Below are 16,773 nucleotides of genomic sequence, written 5' to 3'. Positions count from 1 at the left end.
CCTACGGAGCGAAAACCGACAATTCGGGTTCCGGATTCTTACGAAATATGGACGTCGTCGGGCGGCGGCACCGGGCCGTCCCCGGTCCGCCGAGGGCAGGTGCCAGGGTGATGACATGCAAACGACGGACACACCGCCGCCCGTCCCCGCCGACGGGGAGCCTCCGGCGCGCCCCGGTCGGCAGGCCTGCCCGGACCCCGGTGCGGGCCACCCCGAAGCCCCCGCCCGCGGCCGCGTACTCGTGGTGGACGACGATCCCACCGTCGCGGAGGTGGTCACCGAATACCTGACCAGGGCCGGGTACGAGGTGGCCCGGGCGGCGGACGGCCCGGCCGCGCTGGAGCAGTACACCGCCCGCCGCCCCGACCTGGCCGTCCTGGACCTGATGCTGCCCGGCATGGACGGATTCGAGGTCTGCCGCCGCATGCGGGCGCACGGACCGGTACCGGTCATCATGCTGGCCGCGCGCGGCGACGAGGACGACCGCATCCTGGGTCTGGAGACCGGGGCGGACGACTATGTGACCAAGCCGTTCAGCCCACGCGAACTCGTCCTGCGCGTCGACTCCGTACTCCGCCGCGCGACGGCCGCCGCCTCCTCCGGCCGCTCGGAACTGCTCGCAGGCGCCGGTCTCGTCCTGGACCCCGCGGCCAGACGCGCGACGTGGGAGGGCCGGGTGCTGGCCCTCACCCTGCGGGAGTTCGACCTGCTCGCCTTCCTGCTGCGCCGTCCGGGCCGGGTGTTCACCCGCGAGGAGCTGATGCGCGAGGTCTGGGGCTGGGACTTCGGCGACCTGTCGACCGTGACCGTCCACGTCCGCCGGCTGCGTGGGAAGGTCGAGGCCGATCCGGCCCGCCCGGAGCTGATCCGTACAGTGTGGGGCGTCGGCTACCGCCTGGACCTGCCCATGGCACGGGGCTCCGGCACCGCCGCCTCCACGACCGCCACGGATTCCGGCTCAGGTTCTGGTTCTGGTTCCTGCTCCGGCTCCGGCTCCGATTCCGGCTCTGGTTCCGGCTCCGGCTCAGGCTCAGGTTCTGGTTCCGATTCCGGCTTCGGAGCGCCGTCATGACCGACATCCTCCTCATCGCACTCTTCGCGTTCCTGGGCGCCGCCGCCGCCGGGCTGCTCGGTGCACTCGTGCTGCGGCTCTCCCGGCACCGTTCGCTCGTCGTCTCCCTGAGCGTCGTGGCCGCCGTGGCCGTCACCGCGATGCTCGCCGGGACGCTGGCCGTCGCCTGGGCGATGTTCCTGTCACCGCACGACCTGACGGTGGTCACCACCGTCGTCGCCATGGCCGCCGTCGTCTCGCTGGTCACCGCGATGCTGCTGGGCCGCTGGGTGGCGGCGAGGAGCCGCGATCTGACGCTCGCCGCCCGCTCCTTCGGCGACGGCGGCACCTTCGCCGCCCCGGAGGCCCCGGCCACCGCCGAACTCGCCGCGCTCACCCGCGAACTGGCCGCCACCAGTGTCAAGCTCGACGCCTCGCGCGCGCGGGAGCGTGCCCTCGAAACCTCGCGGCGGGAGCTCGTCGCCTGGATCTCGCACGACCTGCGCACCCCGCTCGCCGGTCTGCGCGCCATGTCCGAGGCAGTGGAGGACGGCATGGCCGTCGACTCGGGGCGCTATCTGCGGCAGATACGCACCGAGGTGGAGCGGATGAACGACATGGTCGGGGACCTCTTCGAGCTCTCCCGCATCCACGCCGGCTCGCTCACCCTGAGCCCCACCCGGATCTCCGCCCACGACCTGGTGGGCGACGCGCTCGCCGGTGCGGACCCGCTGGCCCGCGAGCACGGCGTGCGGCTGGTCGGTGACCGGGTCGAGGCGGTGCCCGTCGAGGTCGACGGCAAGGAGATGAGCCGGGTCCTGGGCAACCTCCTGATCAACGCGATCCGCCGCACTCCGGCCGACGGCACCGTCGCGGTGGCCGCGCACCGCACGGGCGGCGGTGTGGTCCTCTCGGTGACGGACGGCTGCGGCGGCATCCCGGAGGAGGACCTGCCCAGGGTCTTCGACACCGGCTGGCGCGGCAGCCACGCCCGTACGCCCCCGGCAGGTGCGGGGCTCGGACTGGCCATCGTGCGAGGAATCGTCGAGGCACACGCCGGCCGGGCTGAGGTCCGCAACGTCACCGGCGGCTGCTGCTTCGAGGTGACGCTGCCGCCGGCCTGAGCTCCGCACCCCGTCGGGTGGCCGCCCCGCCCGGCCGCAAGTCACCCGACGGGCCGTCAGGCGGACGGGCCCGCGGCCGCCTCCCGCAGCGGTGCCGTGGCGAACCGGGCCATTCCCTCGGCGAAACCCACTTCCGGCCTCCAGCCCAGTTCGTCGCGCAGCCGCCGTGAGTCCGCTGTGACATGGCGTACGTCCCCGAGCCGGTACTCACCGGTGACCACCGGCGCCGGACCGCCGTGGGCCGAGGCCAGGGCCGTCGCCATCTGGCCGATGGTGTGCGGCTGTCCGCTCCCGGTGTTGTACGCGGTGAAGCTGCCCGGACGGCGTCCGGCGACCGCTTCCAGCGCCACCGCGTTCGCGGCCGCCACGTCCCGTACATGGATGAAGTCCCGGCGCTGGCCGCCGTCCTCGAAGACCCGGGGCGCTTCCCCCCGGGCCAGCGCCGAACGGAAGAAGGAGGCGACACCGGCGTACGGGGTGTCGCGTGGCATCCCGGGGCCGTACACGTTGTGGTAGCGCAGCGACACTGCACTTCCGCCCGACGCGCGGGCCCAGGCCGCGGCGAGGTGTTCCTGGGCGAGCTTGGTCGCCGCGTACACATTGCGCGGGTCGGCCGGCGCGTCCTCCGTGACCAGCCCGGACTCCAACTCGGCACCGCAGTGGGGACAGTGCGGTTCGAAGCGGCCCGCCGCCAGATCGGCCTCCGCCCGAGGGCCCGGCCGGACCCCGCCATGACGGGGACAGGAGTAGCGGCCCTCCCCGTACACCACCATCGACCCGGCGAGCACCAGGCACCGTACTCTCGCCGAGGCCATCGCGGCGAGCAGTACGGCCGTTCCCAGGTCGTTGCAGCCGACATACTCCGGGGCGTCGGCGAAGTCCTTCCCGAGGCCGACCATCGCCGCCTGGTGGCACACCACGTCGATGCCCCGGAGCGCACGGTCCACGGCCTCGCGGTCACGTACGTCCGCGATGATCACCTGCCTGCCGTTGCCGTTGTCGCTGTCGCTGTAGGCGTCGGAGGGTGGGGCTGCTGTGCCGCCGTGCGCCGAGGGGAGCAGGGCGTCGAGCACCACCGCCTCGTGCCCGGCCGACGCGAGCGTCCGCACGATTTCCGACCCGATGAACCCGGCGCCGCCGGTGACCAGTACACGCATACGCCCAAGCTAGGCCCCCCGGAGCCGAGTCGTGCGCCTCTGTTTCGGCACGTCACGGGACCGTAAGCGTTGTCCGGGTGAAGGATGCGCGCTCTGCTCACATGCTCCGGCCGTGGCGTTCCGCAACGGTGGCGAGGGGCTGGGCGGGCCGGCTCACGGGTCGGCCGGCTCACGGGTCGGCCGGGCCCGCCATGCCACGCCTGCTGTCGCTCATGCCGCGATCGTACGTTGCGTTAGTTCCACTAACAATCTATCTTCTCCGGGGACATGAACGTTAGTGACACAAACGATTCAGGTGTGAGGTGCTGTCGCCCCGGCGCCTGGACACACCGGACGAAGCCCCTTGGAGTTGGGATCACGATCAAGCCGTTCCGCATCGACATCCCCCAGGCCGACCTCGACGACCTGAACGACCGGCTCGCCCGCACCCGTTGGCCCAACGAGGTCGCCGATGCCGGATGGGACTACGGCTTCCCGCTGGCACGGCTCAGGGAACTGGCCGAGTACTGGCGCGGCGGCTACGACTGGCGCGAGCACGAGGCGAGGCTCAATGAACTCCCGCACTTCACGACCGGGATCGACGGTCAGAACATCCACTTCATTCACGTCCGGTCGTCGCAGCCGGACGCGCCCGCGCTGATCCTCACCCACGGCTGGCCCGGTTCGTTCCTGGAGTTCCTCGATGTGATCGAGCCGCTGTCACGCGACTTCCACCTGGTGATTCCGTCCATCCCGGGCTACGGCTTCTCGGGGCCGACCCATGAACGCGGCTGGGACATGGTCCGGGTCGCCCGGGCCTGGGCCGAGCTGATGCACCGTCTGGGGTACGAGCGCTACGGGGCGCAGGGCGGCGACTTCGGCGCGGGCATATCGACGGCCCTGGGCGCGGTGGCACCAGAACAGGTCATGGGGGTACACGTCAACTACCTGCCCACGCGGCCCGATCCGGACGCCGGCATCGAACTGTCCGAGACCGACGAAGCTCGGCTGGAAAGGGTCCGGCAACTGATGGCGAACCGTCCGCCGTACCAGGCACTCCAGGCCACCACCCCGCAGACCATCGGCTACGCCCTGACCGACTCGCCGGTCGGCCAACTGGCCTGGATCGCCGAGCGCTTCGCACACTGGACGGACCCCCGCTCGCAGATCAGCGACGAGCGGATGCTCACCGACGTCTCGTTGTACTGGCTGACGGCCACCGCGGCCTCCTCGGCACGGCTGCACCGAGAGGCGCCGCGTCGGACCGAACCCTGCACGGTGCCGCTCGGCGTGGCGGTGTTCGCGCACGACATCACGCAGTCGGTGCGGCCGCTGGCCGAGCGGCTCTACGACATCAGGCGTTGGTCGGAGTTCGAACGCGGCGGCCACTTCGCCGCGATGGAGGTCCCGGAGCTGCTCGCCGAGGACATCCGGGACTTCTTTCTCATCGATATCAAGGGCGACCACCGGCCTGCCACCACTTCGGGTTCATCCAGCACCGGCCCCACCGGCTTGACCGGTCCCACCACCCCTACCGGTCCCACCACCCCTACCGGTCCCACCACCTCTACCGGCCCCACCGGCGCCCGCCGATGACCACACCACGCCCGCTGGAGCCACCACGGCAATGACGCGGCCATGGCCCATGGAGCTGCCGCTCCTTCGCCCGACACGCACGCGCAGTATCAGTACATGCCCGTTCGGCGCCCTTGCGCGAGCGCCCTCGCACTGCACCGGCGGCTCACCGCATCACGCCTGCTCACCCTGCACGGCGCCCGCATCCACGCCGTGCATCCGCGCTACGGCGACACCTGCGCCAACGACGCCGTCGACGCCTGCTTCCTCAGCGGCCGGCTGCCCTCCCGCGACCTCACCTGCCGACGGTGAGGTCGGGCGGGCGGCGCGGACATTCAACGTGCCGAACCGCCGGGCCCGCCGAACCACGCCCGGGTTTCCGGCTGGTTGGGCCGGACTAGGGCGAGGATCGCGGGCACCAGCCACGCGATCCCGAGGATGGGCATCACCTGGAAGAACACCACGGTGAAGGGCAGGGCCGTCCAGCCGTAGGCGAAGGCCGAGGTCCGCAGGACGGGGTTGCGGGTGGGGAACTTCACGGCGGTGATGACGCCCCAGGCCGCGATGGCCAGCACCAGGATCCCGGCGAAGACGATCTGCCCCGAATGGGCCTCGCCCGCCGTCCGGCCCCACGGATTCGGCTCGCCCTCGCCCCAGATCGACGTGGCGATCTCCACGCTGTTGCTCACCAGAGCGAGCCCGAGGACGGCCTGCATGCCACCGAGGACCATCATCAGCACCCGCAGCTTCCGTACCGGGTCGGGCATGGGGACCCCGGAGGGAGCGGGGGAACCGCCCGGCCCCCAGGGCCGCCCCTGCCCCGGGCCGCCCCCGCCGTGCGGACGGGGATTGCCTCCGGCCCGGCTGCGCTCCTCGTGCCGGCCGTTCCCGGGTCCGTTCAGATCATCGGATTCCATCTTGGCTCCCCCCTGACAGGCGTGACGCGCCCGCGACATACTGCGGTTGCGCGGATCGTATGCCGAGCCCGCGTCCGGCGGAACGGAACAGGTGGAGAGACCGTGGCTTTCGTCGATTCCGAGGGGGTGCCGTGGTCGGGGGACACATCGGTCCGTACGTGATCGTGCGTGAGCTGGGCAGCGGCGGCATGGGATCCGTCTATCTGGGCCGCTCCCGTGCGGGCCGGGCGGTCGCCATCAAGGTGATCAGGGCGGAGTACGCGGCGGACCCGGAGTTCAGGAGACGTTTCCGCAGAGAGGTCGAGGCCGCGGGCAAAGTGGGCGGCTTCCACACGGCGGCGGTCGTCGACGCCGACGCGGACGCCCCGCAGCCGTGGATGGCCAGTGCCTACATCGAGGGTCCGACGCTGGCCGAAGAGGTCGCCCGGCACGGCTCGCTGGACGAGCGGCGGCTCTGGGCACTGGCCGCCGCGCTCGCGGAGGCGCTGCAAGCCATTCACGCCTGCGGCCTGGTCCACCGTGACCTCAAGCCGGGCAACATCGTCCTCGCCGAGGACGGACCCCGGGTACTGGACTTCGGCATCGCCCGCGCCGTGGAGGGCACCCGGCTGACCGCCGACCGGGCGGCCATCGGCACGCCCGGGTTCATCGCGCCCGAGCAGGCCCAGGGGCTCGAAGTGACCGGCGCGTGCGACATGTTCGCGCTGGGTGCGGTGCTGGTCGCGGCGGCGGGCGGCAGCGCGTTCGGGGAGGGGCAGGTCTACGGACTGCTGTACCGGGCGGTCCACGAGGAAGCGGACGTCTCCGCGATCCCCGCGGACCTACGGCCCATGGTCGTCGACTGCCTGCGGAAGGAACCCGGACTGCGGCCCACCCCCGAGGAGTTGCTGGTCGCCTGCGCCGGCCGGATCGACCTGACCGTTGTGGCGCCCGGCGAGCCGGCGCCCACCCCACCGTGGCCGGCGCCTCCGGCAGCGACCCGGCCCCGCCCGGCCACTCCGGTCGCACCACCGGGGCAGGCCGCACTCCGCCGCCGCCCCGCCGCGCGCTCCGGATCCGAGCCGATCGCCTCCTACCTCCGCAACCGGCGGAGCCGCAGGGCACTGATCCTGCGGAACGCGCTGATCACCCTCGCGTTCGCCGGAATCGCGGCGAGCGGTGACCTGCTTCACATCGCCGAGGGGCTGAGGGTACTGGCCGGATTCATCGCGTTCCTGATGCTGCTGAGGCTCTTCGGCCTGCTCAGCCAGAATGACGGACTCGTGGTGAACGATCTCGGCATCGGCGTCGGCTCCGCCATGAACCTGGCGGTGCTGCGCTGGTCCGATGCCAAGTCGGTCGAGATCGCAGTGCAGGAGGCGGGGGACACCGTGCTCACGGTGTGGATGCCCGAGAGCCACCGGCTGCCCGCGGCCTTCCTGAAACCGCGGTGGGTACGCAGGAGCAAGGACGGAGCCATCCACATCCGGACCGGCTGGCTGGCTCCCGGTACCGGCACGGGGCCGCTCGCCGACACGGTCCGCACCTTCGCCACCCGCCACGACGTCCCCGTCACCGAGACCCACGACGATTCCTGACGCCACACCGACCACGCGTGCCGGGCCGGGTCGCGCACTTCGCCGGGTCCGGACTGTCAGTGGGGGAAGTTAGGGTCACCACCATGGCCAACCGTTCATACCTTTACTCAGCGAGCACACCGCCGACCGCGGAAGCGAATCCGGAGAAGATCCGGTGCGTCTCCGAGCACAACTGGAGCATTCCGCTGGCGCACAAGCTGCTCGTAGGGCGCGAGCCGAACATCGTCTCGTCCATGATCTGGAACAGGCGTATCGGCATCGCCGCGGACTTCTCCGGTGGCGCCACCCTGCTCGGCGATCTCCTGCGCGTGGTCGGGCAAGGGCTCCCGGACGACCGCGAATTCGCCGAGTGCGTCGCCAGGACCACAGCCCACCTGGACAAGCAGCGGGACACGTACTTCGTGCTGGAGACGGGGGAGATGGTGTCGCTCGGCGACGAGGATCCCGAGGAGGCTGTGCAGTACCTGGTCTCGCACGACATCCCTGACGCCGTGGCCCGTGCCGAGGCGGCGATCGCCGGTGCGGACGACGCATGGCTCGCGTCCGTCCGGGCCGACTGGCAGAACCACTTCGCCTCCTTCTACAGCGACGCGCTCTACTTCTCGTTCCCCGGCGAGTGACAGAGGCGGCAGGGCGACGGTGGGTCCGGCCGGGCCGGGCTCTCAGCTTCCTCCCATTCGGTGCCACCCAGGCTTGAGGTGACCGAGCACGTTTCGCACCGGACGAGAGGGAACCCATGGTCTCCCGCACCGCCGCGCTGCCCGTCGCCCCGATCGGTGACCGTACCGAACCGGGGGAACGGGCAGCGCGGACAGGCTGAACCAATTCTTCGAGCCCGCCTGCGACCGCACACCGCCGGCCTTGAATGCGGCGCCGCCCTCGTGAACACGAACGACGGCGACGGGGCCCTCGCCGCCTCCATCGTGTGCTGCGGCAAAGCACGATGCCTCCGACGACTAGACGGTCTGACCACCCGGCTGCACGAGCGCCTGCGCCGCTCGCTGCCCTGCATGATGCCGTCGCCCCCGGCTTCCCCGGCCGGCTGCCCGTCATGCCCAGCGGCAGCACCGACCACCGCCGACTGCCCCGCCGGTCGGCCGCCGGCTCGCCACGACCGGCCGCAGCGTGGTGCCGGTCCGCGCCGGCCTGGAGACGACCGTGCGCGACGTGTGAGCGGGGGCACTCGGCACCGAACGGGGAGTTGTCGGCGGAAGCCGACTTCTTCACGGACCCCGGCGGCCACTCGCTGCTCGCCGCCCGCGCCGTGTCGAACCCGTTCCGGTCGGCGTCCTGCTCCACCCCTGAGGGTTCGGCCGAGCTGCGTCGACGCGCTCCATTTGATATGCAGGTCGATGCCTGCCCATGTGCGGCGCCAGGGCCGCGACGAGTTCCACTCTCTGAACACCGCCCCCCTGAGCGCACCATGACCCGGTGGCTCAGGACCGACACCCCGGAGAGCACCCCATGAGGATCCATCTGTCCAGCGTCTTCGTCGATGACCAGGACAAGGCCCTGCGCTTCTATACGGACGTGCTGGGCTTCGTGAAGAAGCACGAGGTCCCGGTGGGCGAGGACCGGTGGCTGACCGTGGTCTCGCCGGAGGACCCCGACGGCACCGAACTGCTGCTGGAGCCCGACGGCCATCGCGCGGTGAAGCCGTACAGGACGGCGCTGGTCGAGGACGGCATCCCGGCCGCGTCGTTCGCCGTGGACGACGTGAACGCCGAGTTCGACCGGCTGCGCGGACTCGGAGTGCGGTTCACCCAGGACCCGCTGGAGACGGGGCCCGTCACCACCGCGGTCCTGGACGACACCTGCGGCAACCTGATCCAGATCGTGCACAGCAACTAGGCCGTTCCACGGCCCGCCGGCCGAGGCACTCAGTGGGCGACGACGGTGTTCGGTCCGGGGCCCTCTGTTCCGAGGACTCCGGTGAGACAGCGCATGTGCTCGGGGGCGCACGCGATCACTCGGCACTCCGGGAAAACCGAACGGAACGGCCTGGGCCCGCGGTCGACCGTACGTGCGGCGGGCGTCGTCAATTGTGCGTCAAGGGTCGGACCCGCGGGATCAAGGGGCCGCCAATGGCGACGTCCGGCCCCGTGGGAGCGGGCATAGCGTCGTTGTATGCCAACCCGGATCGGGATCGGTCCGGGACGATGTGCCCGTCTCCACGAGGAGTGCCATGAACGACAGCCGGCCTGCCGAGGACCCCGACCCCCTTCGACCGAGCCGGACCGGAGCGCTGTTCGTTCCGGTCCGGCCCGGGCCCGGGGGCCACTGCGCCCGCCTCTTCCGCACGCCCCTCGGTGTGCGTACCGCCGTCGCCTTCACCCACGAGCGGCAACTGACCCTCACCCTCGGACAGCGCCAGCCCTGGATCCGCCTCTCCGAGCCGGCGGTACGCGCCCTCGTCGCGCCGTTGGGGATCGTCGGCCTCGTCGTCGACCCACTGCTCGCCGTACCGGGGCCCGATGCCACCGCCCCCGTCGTGAACCCCGCCCGACGCACGGCACCCCCGGCACAACACGACCGGCGGACGGCCGTCGTGCCCTGCGGCAACCTCCTGATCGGCTGAGGGAAACACCATGACCACAACATTCCCCGGACAGCCGCCTTCGGCACCGGCCGTGCCTCACCCGGCCCCCGTGCCTCACCCGGCCCCCGTGCCTCCCGGCAACACCGCCGGCCTGTCCGTCTGGCCCGCATCGGCCCGGCTCGCCGCCCACGGCGATGTCGCGGTGGGCGGCGTCTCGCTCGTCGAGGCGGCCGAACGGTTCGGCACACCGGTCTACCTCCTCGACGAGGGCGAAGTACGGGAACGCTGCCGCACCTATCTGCGGTCCTTCCCGGACACCGATGTCGTCTACGCGGCCAAGGCGTTTCTCTGCCGCGCCCTGCTGCACTGGGTACGGGAGGAGGGCCTCGGCCTGGATGTCTGCTCCGCGGGCGAGCTGGAGTTCGCCGTGACGTCCGGCTTCCCGCCCGAACGCATCGTGCTGCACGGCAACGCCAAGAGCCCGGAAGACCTGGAAGCCGCGCTGCGCCTGGGTGTCGGACGGATCGTCATCGACAGCGCGTGGGAGATCGCCCGGCTGTCCGCGCTCATCCCGGACGGCGCCCGGCAGAAGGTGCTGGTGCGCGTGGTTCCGGGGGTGAGCGCGGGCGGTCACGCCGCGATCCGCACCGGCACGGAGCACCAGAAGTTCGGGCTGTCGGTCACCGACGGCAGTGCCCGGCACGCGGTCGCCCGGATTCTCGACCAGCCACGGCTCGAACTCGTGGGCCTGCACTGCCACATCGGCTCACAGATCACCACCGCCAAGCCCTATTTGACCGCGCTGCGACGGGTCGTCGGGCTGCTCGCCCAGATCCGACAGCAGCACGGAATCGCCCTGCCCGAACTGGACCTCGGCGGCGGGCACGCCGTCGCCTACCGGCCGGGGGACGCTGCCCTCGACATTCCGTCTCTCGGCACCCGTATCCACCGCGAACTGGCCGCGAACTGCGCCGCGGCGGGCATCCCCGTGCCCCGGCTCACCATCGAGCCCGGCCGCGCGCTGGTCGGGCCCGCCGGCGTGGCGCTCTACCGGGTGCTCGCGGTGAAGCAGACCGGCGAGCGCACCTTCGTAGCTGTGGACGGCGGCATGAGTGACAATCCACGGCCCGCACTGTACGGCGTACGTTACGCACCCCGGCTGATCGGCCGGCGCTCGACGGCCGAGCCCCGCACCGCGACCGTCGTCGGCCGGCACTGCGAGGCGGGCGATGTGCTCGCCGCCGATGTGCCCATGCCGGGCGACATCCGCCCCGGGGACCTGGTGGCCGTGCCGGTCGCGGGCGCGTACCACCTCTCCATGGCGTCCAGTTACAACGCGGTCGGCCGCCCGCCGGTGGTCGCCGTGGCGGACGGCCGCGCACGGCTGCTGGTCCGACGCGAGTCCCTCGCCGACATCAACGGCCGCGACATCGGTCTCTGAGTGGTCATCACGCCCCGCGTCCGCAACTTGAGGAGCCGGTCGCACTCTCCTCTCGCTCGGGATGAATCGGGAGCACAGGACCGCGGGCGGCGGGAGGAAGCCGCCGCCCGCGGTCCGTGGTGATCAGCGGCGCAGGCCGAGACGGTGTACGCCGCCGTCGAGGGTGCCGACGTAGAGCGTGCGGCCGTCGGGGCTCGCGGCGAGTTTCGTCGTATCGGTGTTCTGCAGGCCGGTGGAGATGTTGTGCCAGCTCCGGCCGCGATCGGTGCTGCGCAGCACACCGCGGCCGCCCTGCAGGAGACCACTGGCCCCGGAGCTGGCGGTGGCCGCGTAGTACGTGTCCCCGACCCGGAGCAGGTCGGAGACATGGATCGCGAGCGCTCCGGTGTCCGCGGTGCGGAAGGTCCGGCCGCCGTCGGTGCTGACGCGGACGTTCTCACCGCCGATGACGAGACGCCGGCCGGCGAGATCGATCGCGGCCACCGGGCCGTCGGCGACCCGGGTGACGGTCACACCGCCGTCGTCCGAGCGGTAGAGGCCGGACCTGTTGCCGAGCCACAGGCGCAGCGGATCGGAGGGATCGCCCACGATGGTGTCGAAGGAGCGCTCGTGGTACAGGTTCTTCCACGTCGCGCCGCCGTCGCTGGTGGCGAACAGCCCCTGCCCCAACAGGCTCCGGAAGCCGACCATCACCCGGTTCGGGTCGGCGGGGTGGACCAGGAGCGCCGTCGGCACCTCGGCCGAGGTGCCCCGCTTCTTCCAGGTGGCACCGCCGTCGGCGCTCCGCTCGACGGTGAACGCGCCGAACCCGGTGCGCCGGACCTTCCAGACCACCTTCGGCTCCTTGGCCGAAGTGGCGAGCTGAGGGACGGTGACGCCGCGCATGCCCTCGCCGCCCGACCGGCCCCACTCCGGGCCCGCGACGGGAAGTGCGGTCCGGTAGACCGCGCTGTCCGTGGCGGCGAGCAGATGACCGTCACTGACCGCGAGATCGAGGACCGTCTGTCCCTGGACGCCGATCCGCCGGTAGCCGGTGCCGTCCGGGGCGCCCCGGTAGACCCCGTCCTGCTCGGCGGAGACGGTGACTGAACCATCGGCCCAGCGGTCGTAGTCCACCGGTACCGCCGCACGCGACGGGGTGGCCACCGTGGTCCACGTCCGCCCGTGGTCGCGGCTGAGCCGGCCGCTGCCGGACAGCGTGCGCAGGTACAGGTCGCCGCCCGACACGGTCAGGCCGAGGCCGCCTTCCGCCAAGGGCAGCAGGGTGGCCCAGCTCTTCCCGCCGTCGTGGGAGCCGACGACTCCGGTGCCCGTCACGTACACCGCCACGACCGAGGAGTCGGCGGCCAGCCCGCCGACGTGCTCGCCGGACGGGACGTACAGCCTGCGCGCCTCACCGGGGTCGCCCGAGCCGATGCCGGAGCGGGCCCAGACGCCGTCGTTCGTCGTCATGTAGAGGGTGTCACCGGTGATCGCGGCGGCGGTGACGGCACCGGTGACGCCGGTCGGGTACGTCGTCCAGTGGTCGCCCGCGTCCGTGCTGACCAGCAGCGCGTCCGAGGTGACCGCGACCAGGGTGCGGGTGTGCTCATCGGCGGTGAACGCGGTGATACGGGTGTCCGGGACGTCGAGCGTGCGCCAGGTCCGGCCCTTGTCGTCGGTGCGCAGCACGGTGCCCCGGCGGCTGAGGTCGTGGACGCTGTTCACGGAGTACCACCAGCGGTCGGGGTTCTCCGCGTCCACCACGAGCTGCCCCGTGCCGTCCGCGACCGGCAGCCGTCCCAGCTGCCGCCAGGAGGCGCCGCTGTCGGTGGTCAGCCAGGGAGCCGCCTTCTGGTACTGGGTGAGGACGGCCTGATCCGGCCTGCCAGGCGAGAGGGTGAGGGAGCCGGCCTCCCCGTTGGGGCCCACCGGCTGCCAGCGGTCGCCGCGGCTGTCGGCCGGGGTGACCTCGAAGGCACTGGAGCCGATCAGCCGCTGCCCGGTGCCTGCGGTGCCGTGCACCGAGACCCGGTACGCGCCGGCCGCCTTGCCGGTCACCTCCGCCCGGTAGTAGCCGGTCGCGGGATCCAGGGTGGAGGCGATGTCGGTGGACCGGCCGCGAGGCGGGGTGACGGTGACGACCGGTGGTGCGGCCAGCCGGGTCGGCGGGGCGATGTGCACGGTCGAGTGACCGTCGCTCGGGTCGGGTGCGGCCTGGACCGCCAGATGCCGGACGGCGAGCAGGTACGGCACCCGGATCGCCGGTCCCCGGTCGGGGGTCGCCGTGATGCGGCCGCCGATCTCGGTGTCCGTGTCCGGCCTGGCGACGCGCAGCGAGACCGTGACGGTCGCGGTCCGCCCGGCCGGTACGGTGACCCGCCTCGGCGAGACGGTCGCCGGACCGTCGGTGCGCAGCGAGGCCGTGACCGGCCGCCTGCCGGAGTTGTGCAGCGTCACCTTCGAGGTGCCGCCGACCTTCCGCCCGGACAGGTCGGCGAGCCCGAAGGACACCGAAGCAGGTGCGGCGCCGAGCGTGGCCGAGGCGGCGGTGGCCACATCGAGCCGGCCCGAGCCCTGTGTCGTGGGCCCGCTGCCGCTCAGCGGCTCGGCGGTGCCGACCAGCGCGGCCTTGATCCCGGCGGGCGTACGTCGGGGGTGCAGCTGGCGCAGCAGGGCCGCGGCGCCCGCCACGTGCGGGGCCGCCATCGACGTACCCGACATGCGGTACTCGCCGGGCCCGTACAGCGCCTTGGACATCGTGGAGCGGATCTCCACACCCGGCGCGACCAGATCGGGCTTCAGGCCGAACGCCTGGGAGGGGCCGCGTGAGGAGAACGAGGCGATCCGGTCGGTGGTGTCGGTGCCGCGCAGCGTCACGGAGACCTTCCCGGCGGCGAGCCTGGAACTCAACTCCGTGTACTGGGTCGAGTCGATGCCCATGACCACCAGGTGGTCCATCCGCAGCGAGTCGCCGGAGGCGTCGATCCGCGCGGGCGAGGACGGCACCTGTGCCACTCCCGGCTCGGGGTGCACCTCCGGTGGCGGGGCCTCTCCCGCCGCTCCGGCGGCGAACACCGGGCCGTCGTTGCCGGGCAGTCCGGCCAGTACGCCGATCGCGCCGCGCCGTTCCGCCTCCTGCGCCCACTCCAACGCGCTCGCCGTCAGGTACCGGGCGTCGGCGGCGACGAGCATCCTGGCCCGTACGACCTTTCCGCGTACGTCGCCGACCCGCTCCCAGTCCTCGGGGGTGCCCTCGCCGACGTCGACGAGCGGCGCCGTGACGGGGCGCTCGGGCGGGTTCGCGGACAGGATGCCGCGGTAACTCTGGATCAACTCCGGCTTCGCGCCCGCCAGATACGCGCTGGGCAGCCGCACATTGCTCGTCGACGCGCCGACCGCGATCACACCGTCGGCCGTCGCGGGGCTGTTGACCGTACCCGCGCCGGGTCCGTCGTTGCCGGCCGCGGCCACCACGACCACACCGGCCCGTACGGCCGCGGTGGCGGCGCGGCCCAGCGGGTCGGTGCCGTCGCCGGGGCCGCCGAGGCTCAGATTGATGACGTCGGCACGGTGCGGGTTGGCGGGGTCGGAGGCCGCCTCGATCCCGGCGATGATGTCGGAGGTGTAGCCCGAGCCGTCGGCGTCCATCACCTTGTAGGCCAGCAGATCCGCGCCCGGCGCCACGCCCGTGATGCCGCCCTTCGTGGCGGCCCTGCCCGCGACGATCCCGGCGACGTGGGTGCCGTGGCCGTTGTCGTCCATCGGGTCGTCGTCGCCGTTGACGAAGTCGTGCCCGCCGACGACCTTGTGGCCCTTGCCGAGCGCGCCGCCCAGGTCGGGGTGGGTGTAGTCGACCCCGCTGTCCAGGATCGCGACGGTGGTCCCCGTCCCGTTGACACGGCCGCCGCCGGGGTCCTTGCGCCGCCAGACGTCGGGCGCGCCGATCAGCGGCACGCTCACGTCCGTCTTCGTCAGCACCCGGGTGTCGGGGCGGACGGCGGTGACGCCCGGCAGCGCGGACAGCCGCCCCACCTCCGACGCGGGCACCGTCATCGCCACGGCGTCGATGAGGAGTCCGAGCCTGCGGGTTGCCGAAGGGTGCAGCCCGGCGCTCTTCGCCGAGCCGAGGAACGTCTCCTGTCGTACGTCGAGCGCGCGGCGGGCGGCGCCGACATCCTCGGCGGCCTCGGCGGACAGCAGCGAACCGCCGGGCGCGGCGGTGACCGCGGGCCTCCCGGACAGTTCGACGATCACTCGTTGCGAAGGGTCGGGCGTGGATGCGTCGGCGGCACCGGGTGTCGCCGCCAACGTGCCGGCGAGAACAGCGGCGGCGAGAGCGGCATGACGGGATCTTCGTGACTTCATTGCCATGCGTAAAGGTCCTAGTGGTGCGGGCACTTGCCGCACAATGGATCTTCGTGGCCCATTGCTGCCGCTGGCACAACTGGGCCACCATCCGTCCATGACTCCCGAGACACCGCGACTCACGGCAGCCGGCATCGATCCGTTCGACGAGAGCGTCTACCGAGCCGTCCTGACCCGGCGGACGGCTGCCCCCGCCGAACTCACCGCGGACCTCGGCTGTTCGGCCGAGCGCGTCGCCAGGGCGCTGGACCGGCTCCGCGACCACGGGCTGGTCGGCCGGCTCGCCGGCACCCGCCGCCGGTACGCCGCGATCGAGCCGGGGGCCGCCGTCGAGGCGCTGGTACGGGCCAGGAGCAACGAGCTGGAGCGGGTCCGTTCCGCGGCCGACGAGCTGTCCCGGCTGTTCGCCGCGGCGCGTACCGGCGCCACGGACGAGGACGAGGTGGAGATCACCACCGGCAGCGAGGCGCTCGGCCGCTGGTTCGTCCGGCTTCAGCAGGAGGCCCACGAGGACGTGATGACCCTGGACCGGCCGCCGTACGCCCTGACCACCTCCAACCCGGTGGAGGCGACGGCGATGGGCCGCGGCGTGCGCTACCGCGCGGTCTACGCCCCCGAGGCCCTGGAATGGCCGGGCGTCCTCGACGACATCCGCGAACTGGTCCGGCACGGCGAACAGGCCCGCGTCATGCCCGGCCTGCGCATCAAACTCGCCATCGCCGACCGCAGACTTGCCCTGATGCCGCTCTCCCTCGACCTCAACGACGTCCGCGCCGCGGTGATCCGCCCGTCCACCCTGCTCGACGCCCTCACCAACTACTGGGAGATGTGCTGGAAGCAGGCCCTGCCCCTGGACGCCCCCGCCGAGGACCCGCTGGGCGAGGAGGACCGCCGCGTACTCACCCTCCTGGTCAGCGGCCTCAAGGACGAGGCGATAGCGCGCCAGCTCGGCTGGTCCGTGCGGACCATGCGCCGCCGCATCAGCCGCCTCCACGAGCTCCTCGGCGCCGCCAACCGCTTCCAGGCAGGTGTGATCGCCGCCCGTCGCGGCTGGCTCTGAGCCCGC

Annotated in this window: 13 protein-coding genes; 10 read left to right on the top strand and 3 right to left on the bottom strand. The window is 72.3% G+C overall.

What is annotated here, in order from left to right:
* The first annotated feature begins 115 nt into the window (after window positions 1–115).
* Window positions 116–1,072, top strand: a complete 957-nt coding sequence (locus tag ABZ622_RS24885) for a response regulator transcription factor (RefSeq protein ID WP_360546659.1) — start codon at window positions 116–118, stop codon at window positions 1,070–1,072.
* Window positions 1,069–2,175, top strand: coding sequence for a HAMP domain-containing sensor histidine kinase (locus ABZ622_RS24880; RefSeq protein WP_360546658.1), 1,107 nt, complete (start codon window positions 1,069–1,071; stop codon window positions 2,173–2,175). Before ABZ622_RS24885 ends, ABZ622_RS24880 begins: the two co-directional genes overlap by 4 nt.
* A 56-nt stretch (window positions 2,176–2,231) precedes the next feature.
* Here the strand turns inward: ABZ622_RS24880 and ABZ622_RS24875 are convergent, their stop codons facing one another.
* Window positions 2,232–3,332: an NAD-dependent epimerase/dehydratase family protein gene (locus tag ABZ622_RS24875; RefSeq protein WP_360546656.1), complete on the bottom strand. Its 1,101-nt coding sequence runs from the start codon at window positions 3,330–3,332 to the stop codon at window positions 2,232–2,234.
* Window positions 3,333–3,686: 354 nt separating this feature from the next.
* Here ABZ622_RS24875 and ABZ622_RS24870 point away from each other — a divergent pair, with 354 nt between their 5' ends.
* Together ABZ622_RS24870 and ABZ622_RS24865 are read left to right on the top strand one after the other, a co-directional pair.
* Window positions 3,687–4,907, top strand: coding sequence for an epoxide hydrolase family protein (locus ABZ622_RS24870; RefSeq protein ID WP_360546684.1), 1,221 nt, complete (start codon window positions 3,687–3,689; stop codon window positions 4,905–4,907).
* A 96-nt stretch (window positions 4,908–5,003) separates the two neighbouring features.
* Window positions 5,004–5,198, top strand: a complete 195-nt coding sequence (locus tag ABZ622_RS24865) for an alpha/beta hydrolase (protein ID WP_360546654.1) — start codon at window positions 5,004–5,006, stop codon at window positions 5,196–5,198.
* A gap of 23 nt (window positions 5,199–5,221) precedes the next feature.
* Here ABZ622_RS24865 and ABZ622_RS24860 read toward each other — a convergent pair whose 3' ends face one another.
* Entirely contained in the window at window positions 5,222–5,803 is a 582-nt protein-coding gene (locus ABZ622_RS24860) for a hypothetical protein (RefSeq protein ID WP_360546652.1), read from the bottom strand.
* Window positions 5,804–5,934: 131 nt separating this feature from the next.
* Between ABZ622_RS24860 and ABZ622_RS24855 the strand changes: the two genes are divergently transcribed.
* The 5 genes from ABZ622_RS24855 to lysA all read left to right on the top strand — a co-directional run bounded on the left by ABZ622_RS24855 (window position 5,935) and on the right by lysA (window position 11,360).
* Window positions 5,935–7,380 carry a serine/threonine-protein kinase gene (locus tag ABZ622_RS24855; protein ID WP_360546650.1) on the top strand — a complete coding sequence of 482 codons (1,446 nt, stop codon included), beginning with the start codon at window positions 5,935–5,937 and terminating at the stop codon, window positions 7,378–7,380.
* Window positions 7,381–7,463: 83 nt separating this feature from the next.
* Window positions 7,464–8,000 (top strand): hypothetical protein, encoded by a 537-nt coding sequence (locus ABZ622_RS24850; protein ID WP_360546648.1) that lies wholly within the window; start codon window positions 7,464–7,466, stop codon window positions 7,998–8,000.
* Window positions 8,001–8,844: 844 nt separating this feature from the next.
* Entirely contained in the window at window positions 8,845–9,231 is a 387-nt protein-coding gene (locus ABZ622_RS24845; RefSeq protein WP_360546645.1) for a VOC family protein, read from the top strand.
* A gap of 334 nt (window positions 9,232–9,565) precedes the next feature.
* A complete protein-coding gene (locus tag ABZ622_RS24840) occupies window positions 9,566–9,958 on the top strand; it encodes an SAV_915 family protein (protein ID WP_360546643.1) in 393 nt (130 codons plus the stop codon).
* Window positions 9,959–9,968: 10 nt separating this feature from the next.
* Window positions 9,969–11,360: a diaminopimelate decarboxylase gene (gene lysA / locus ABZ622_RS24835; RefSeq protein ID WP_360546641.1), complete on the top strand. Its 1,392-nt coding sequence runs from the start codon at window positions 9,969–9,971 to the stop codon at window positions 11,358–11,360.
* Window positions 11,361–11,483: 123 nt separating this feature from the next.
* On the opposite strand, the gene ABZ622_RS24830 is transcribed toward lysA, so the two are convergent.
* A complete protein-coding gene (locus ABZ622_RS24830; protein ID WP_360546639.1) occupies window positions 11,484–15,713 on the bottom strand; it encodes a S8 family serine peptidase in 4,230 nt (1,409 codons plus the stop codon).
* A gap of 91 nt (window positions 15,714–15,804) precedes the next feature.
* Between ABZ622_RS24830 and ABZ622_RS24825 the strand changes: the two genes are divergently transcribed.
* Window positions 15,805–16,767, top strand: coding sequence for a helix-turn-helix domain-containing protein (locus tag ABZ622_RS24825; protein ID WP_360546637.1), 963 nt, complete (start codon window positions 15,805–15,807; stop codon window positions 16,765–16,767).
* The last annotated feature ends 6 nt before the right edge of the window (window positions 16,768–16,773 follow it).

Origin of the sequence: Streptomyces sp. NPDC007164, from assembly GCF_040634135.1 — a bacterium.
Lineage (GTDB): Bacteria > Actinomycetota > Actinomycetes > Streptomycetales > Streptomycetaceae > Streptomyces > Streptomyces sanglieri.
Note: the sequence above shows the minus strand (reverse complement) of the source record. Positions and strands in the feature narration are given on the sequence as shown.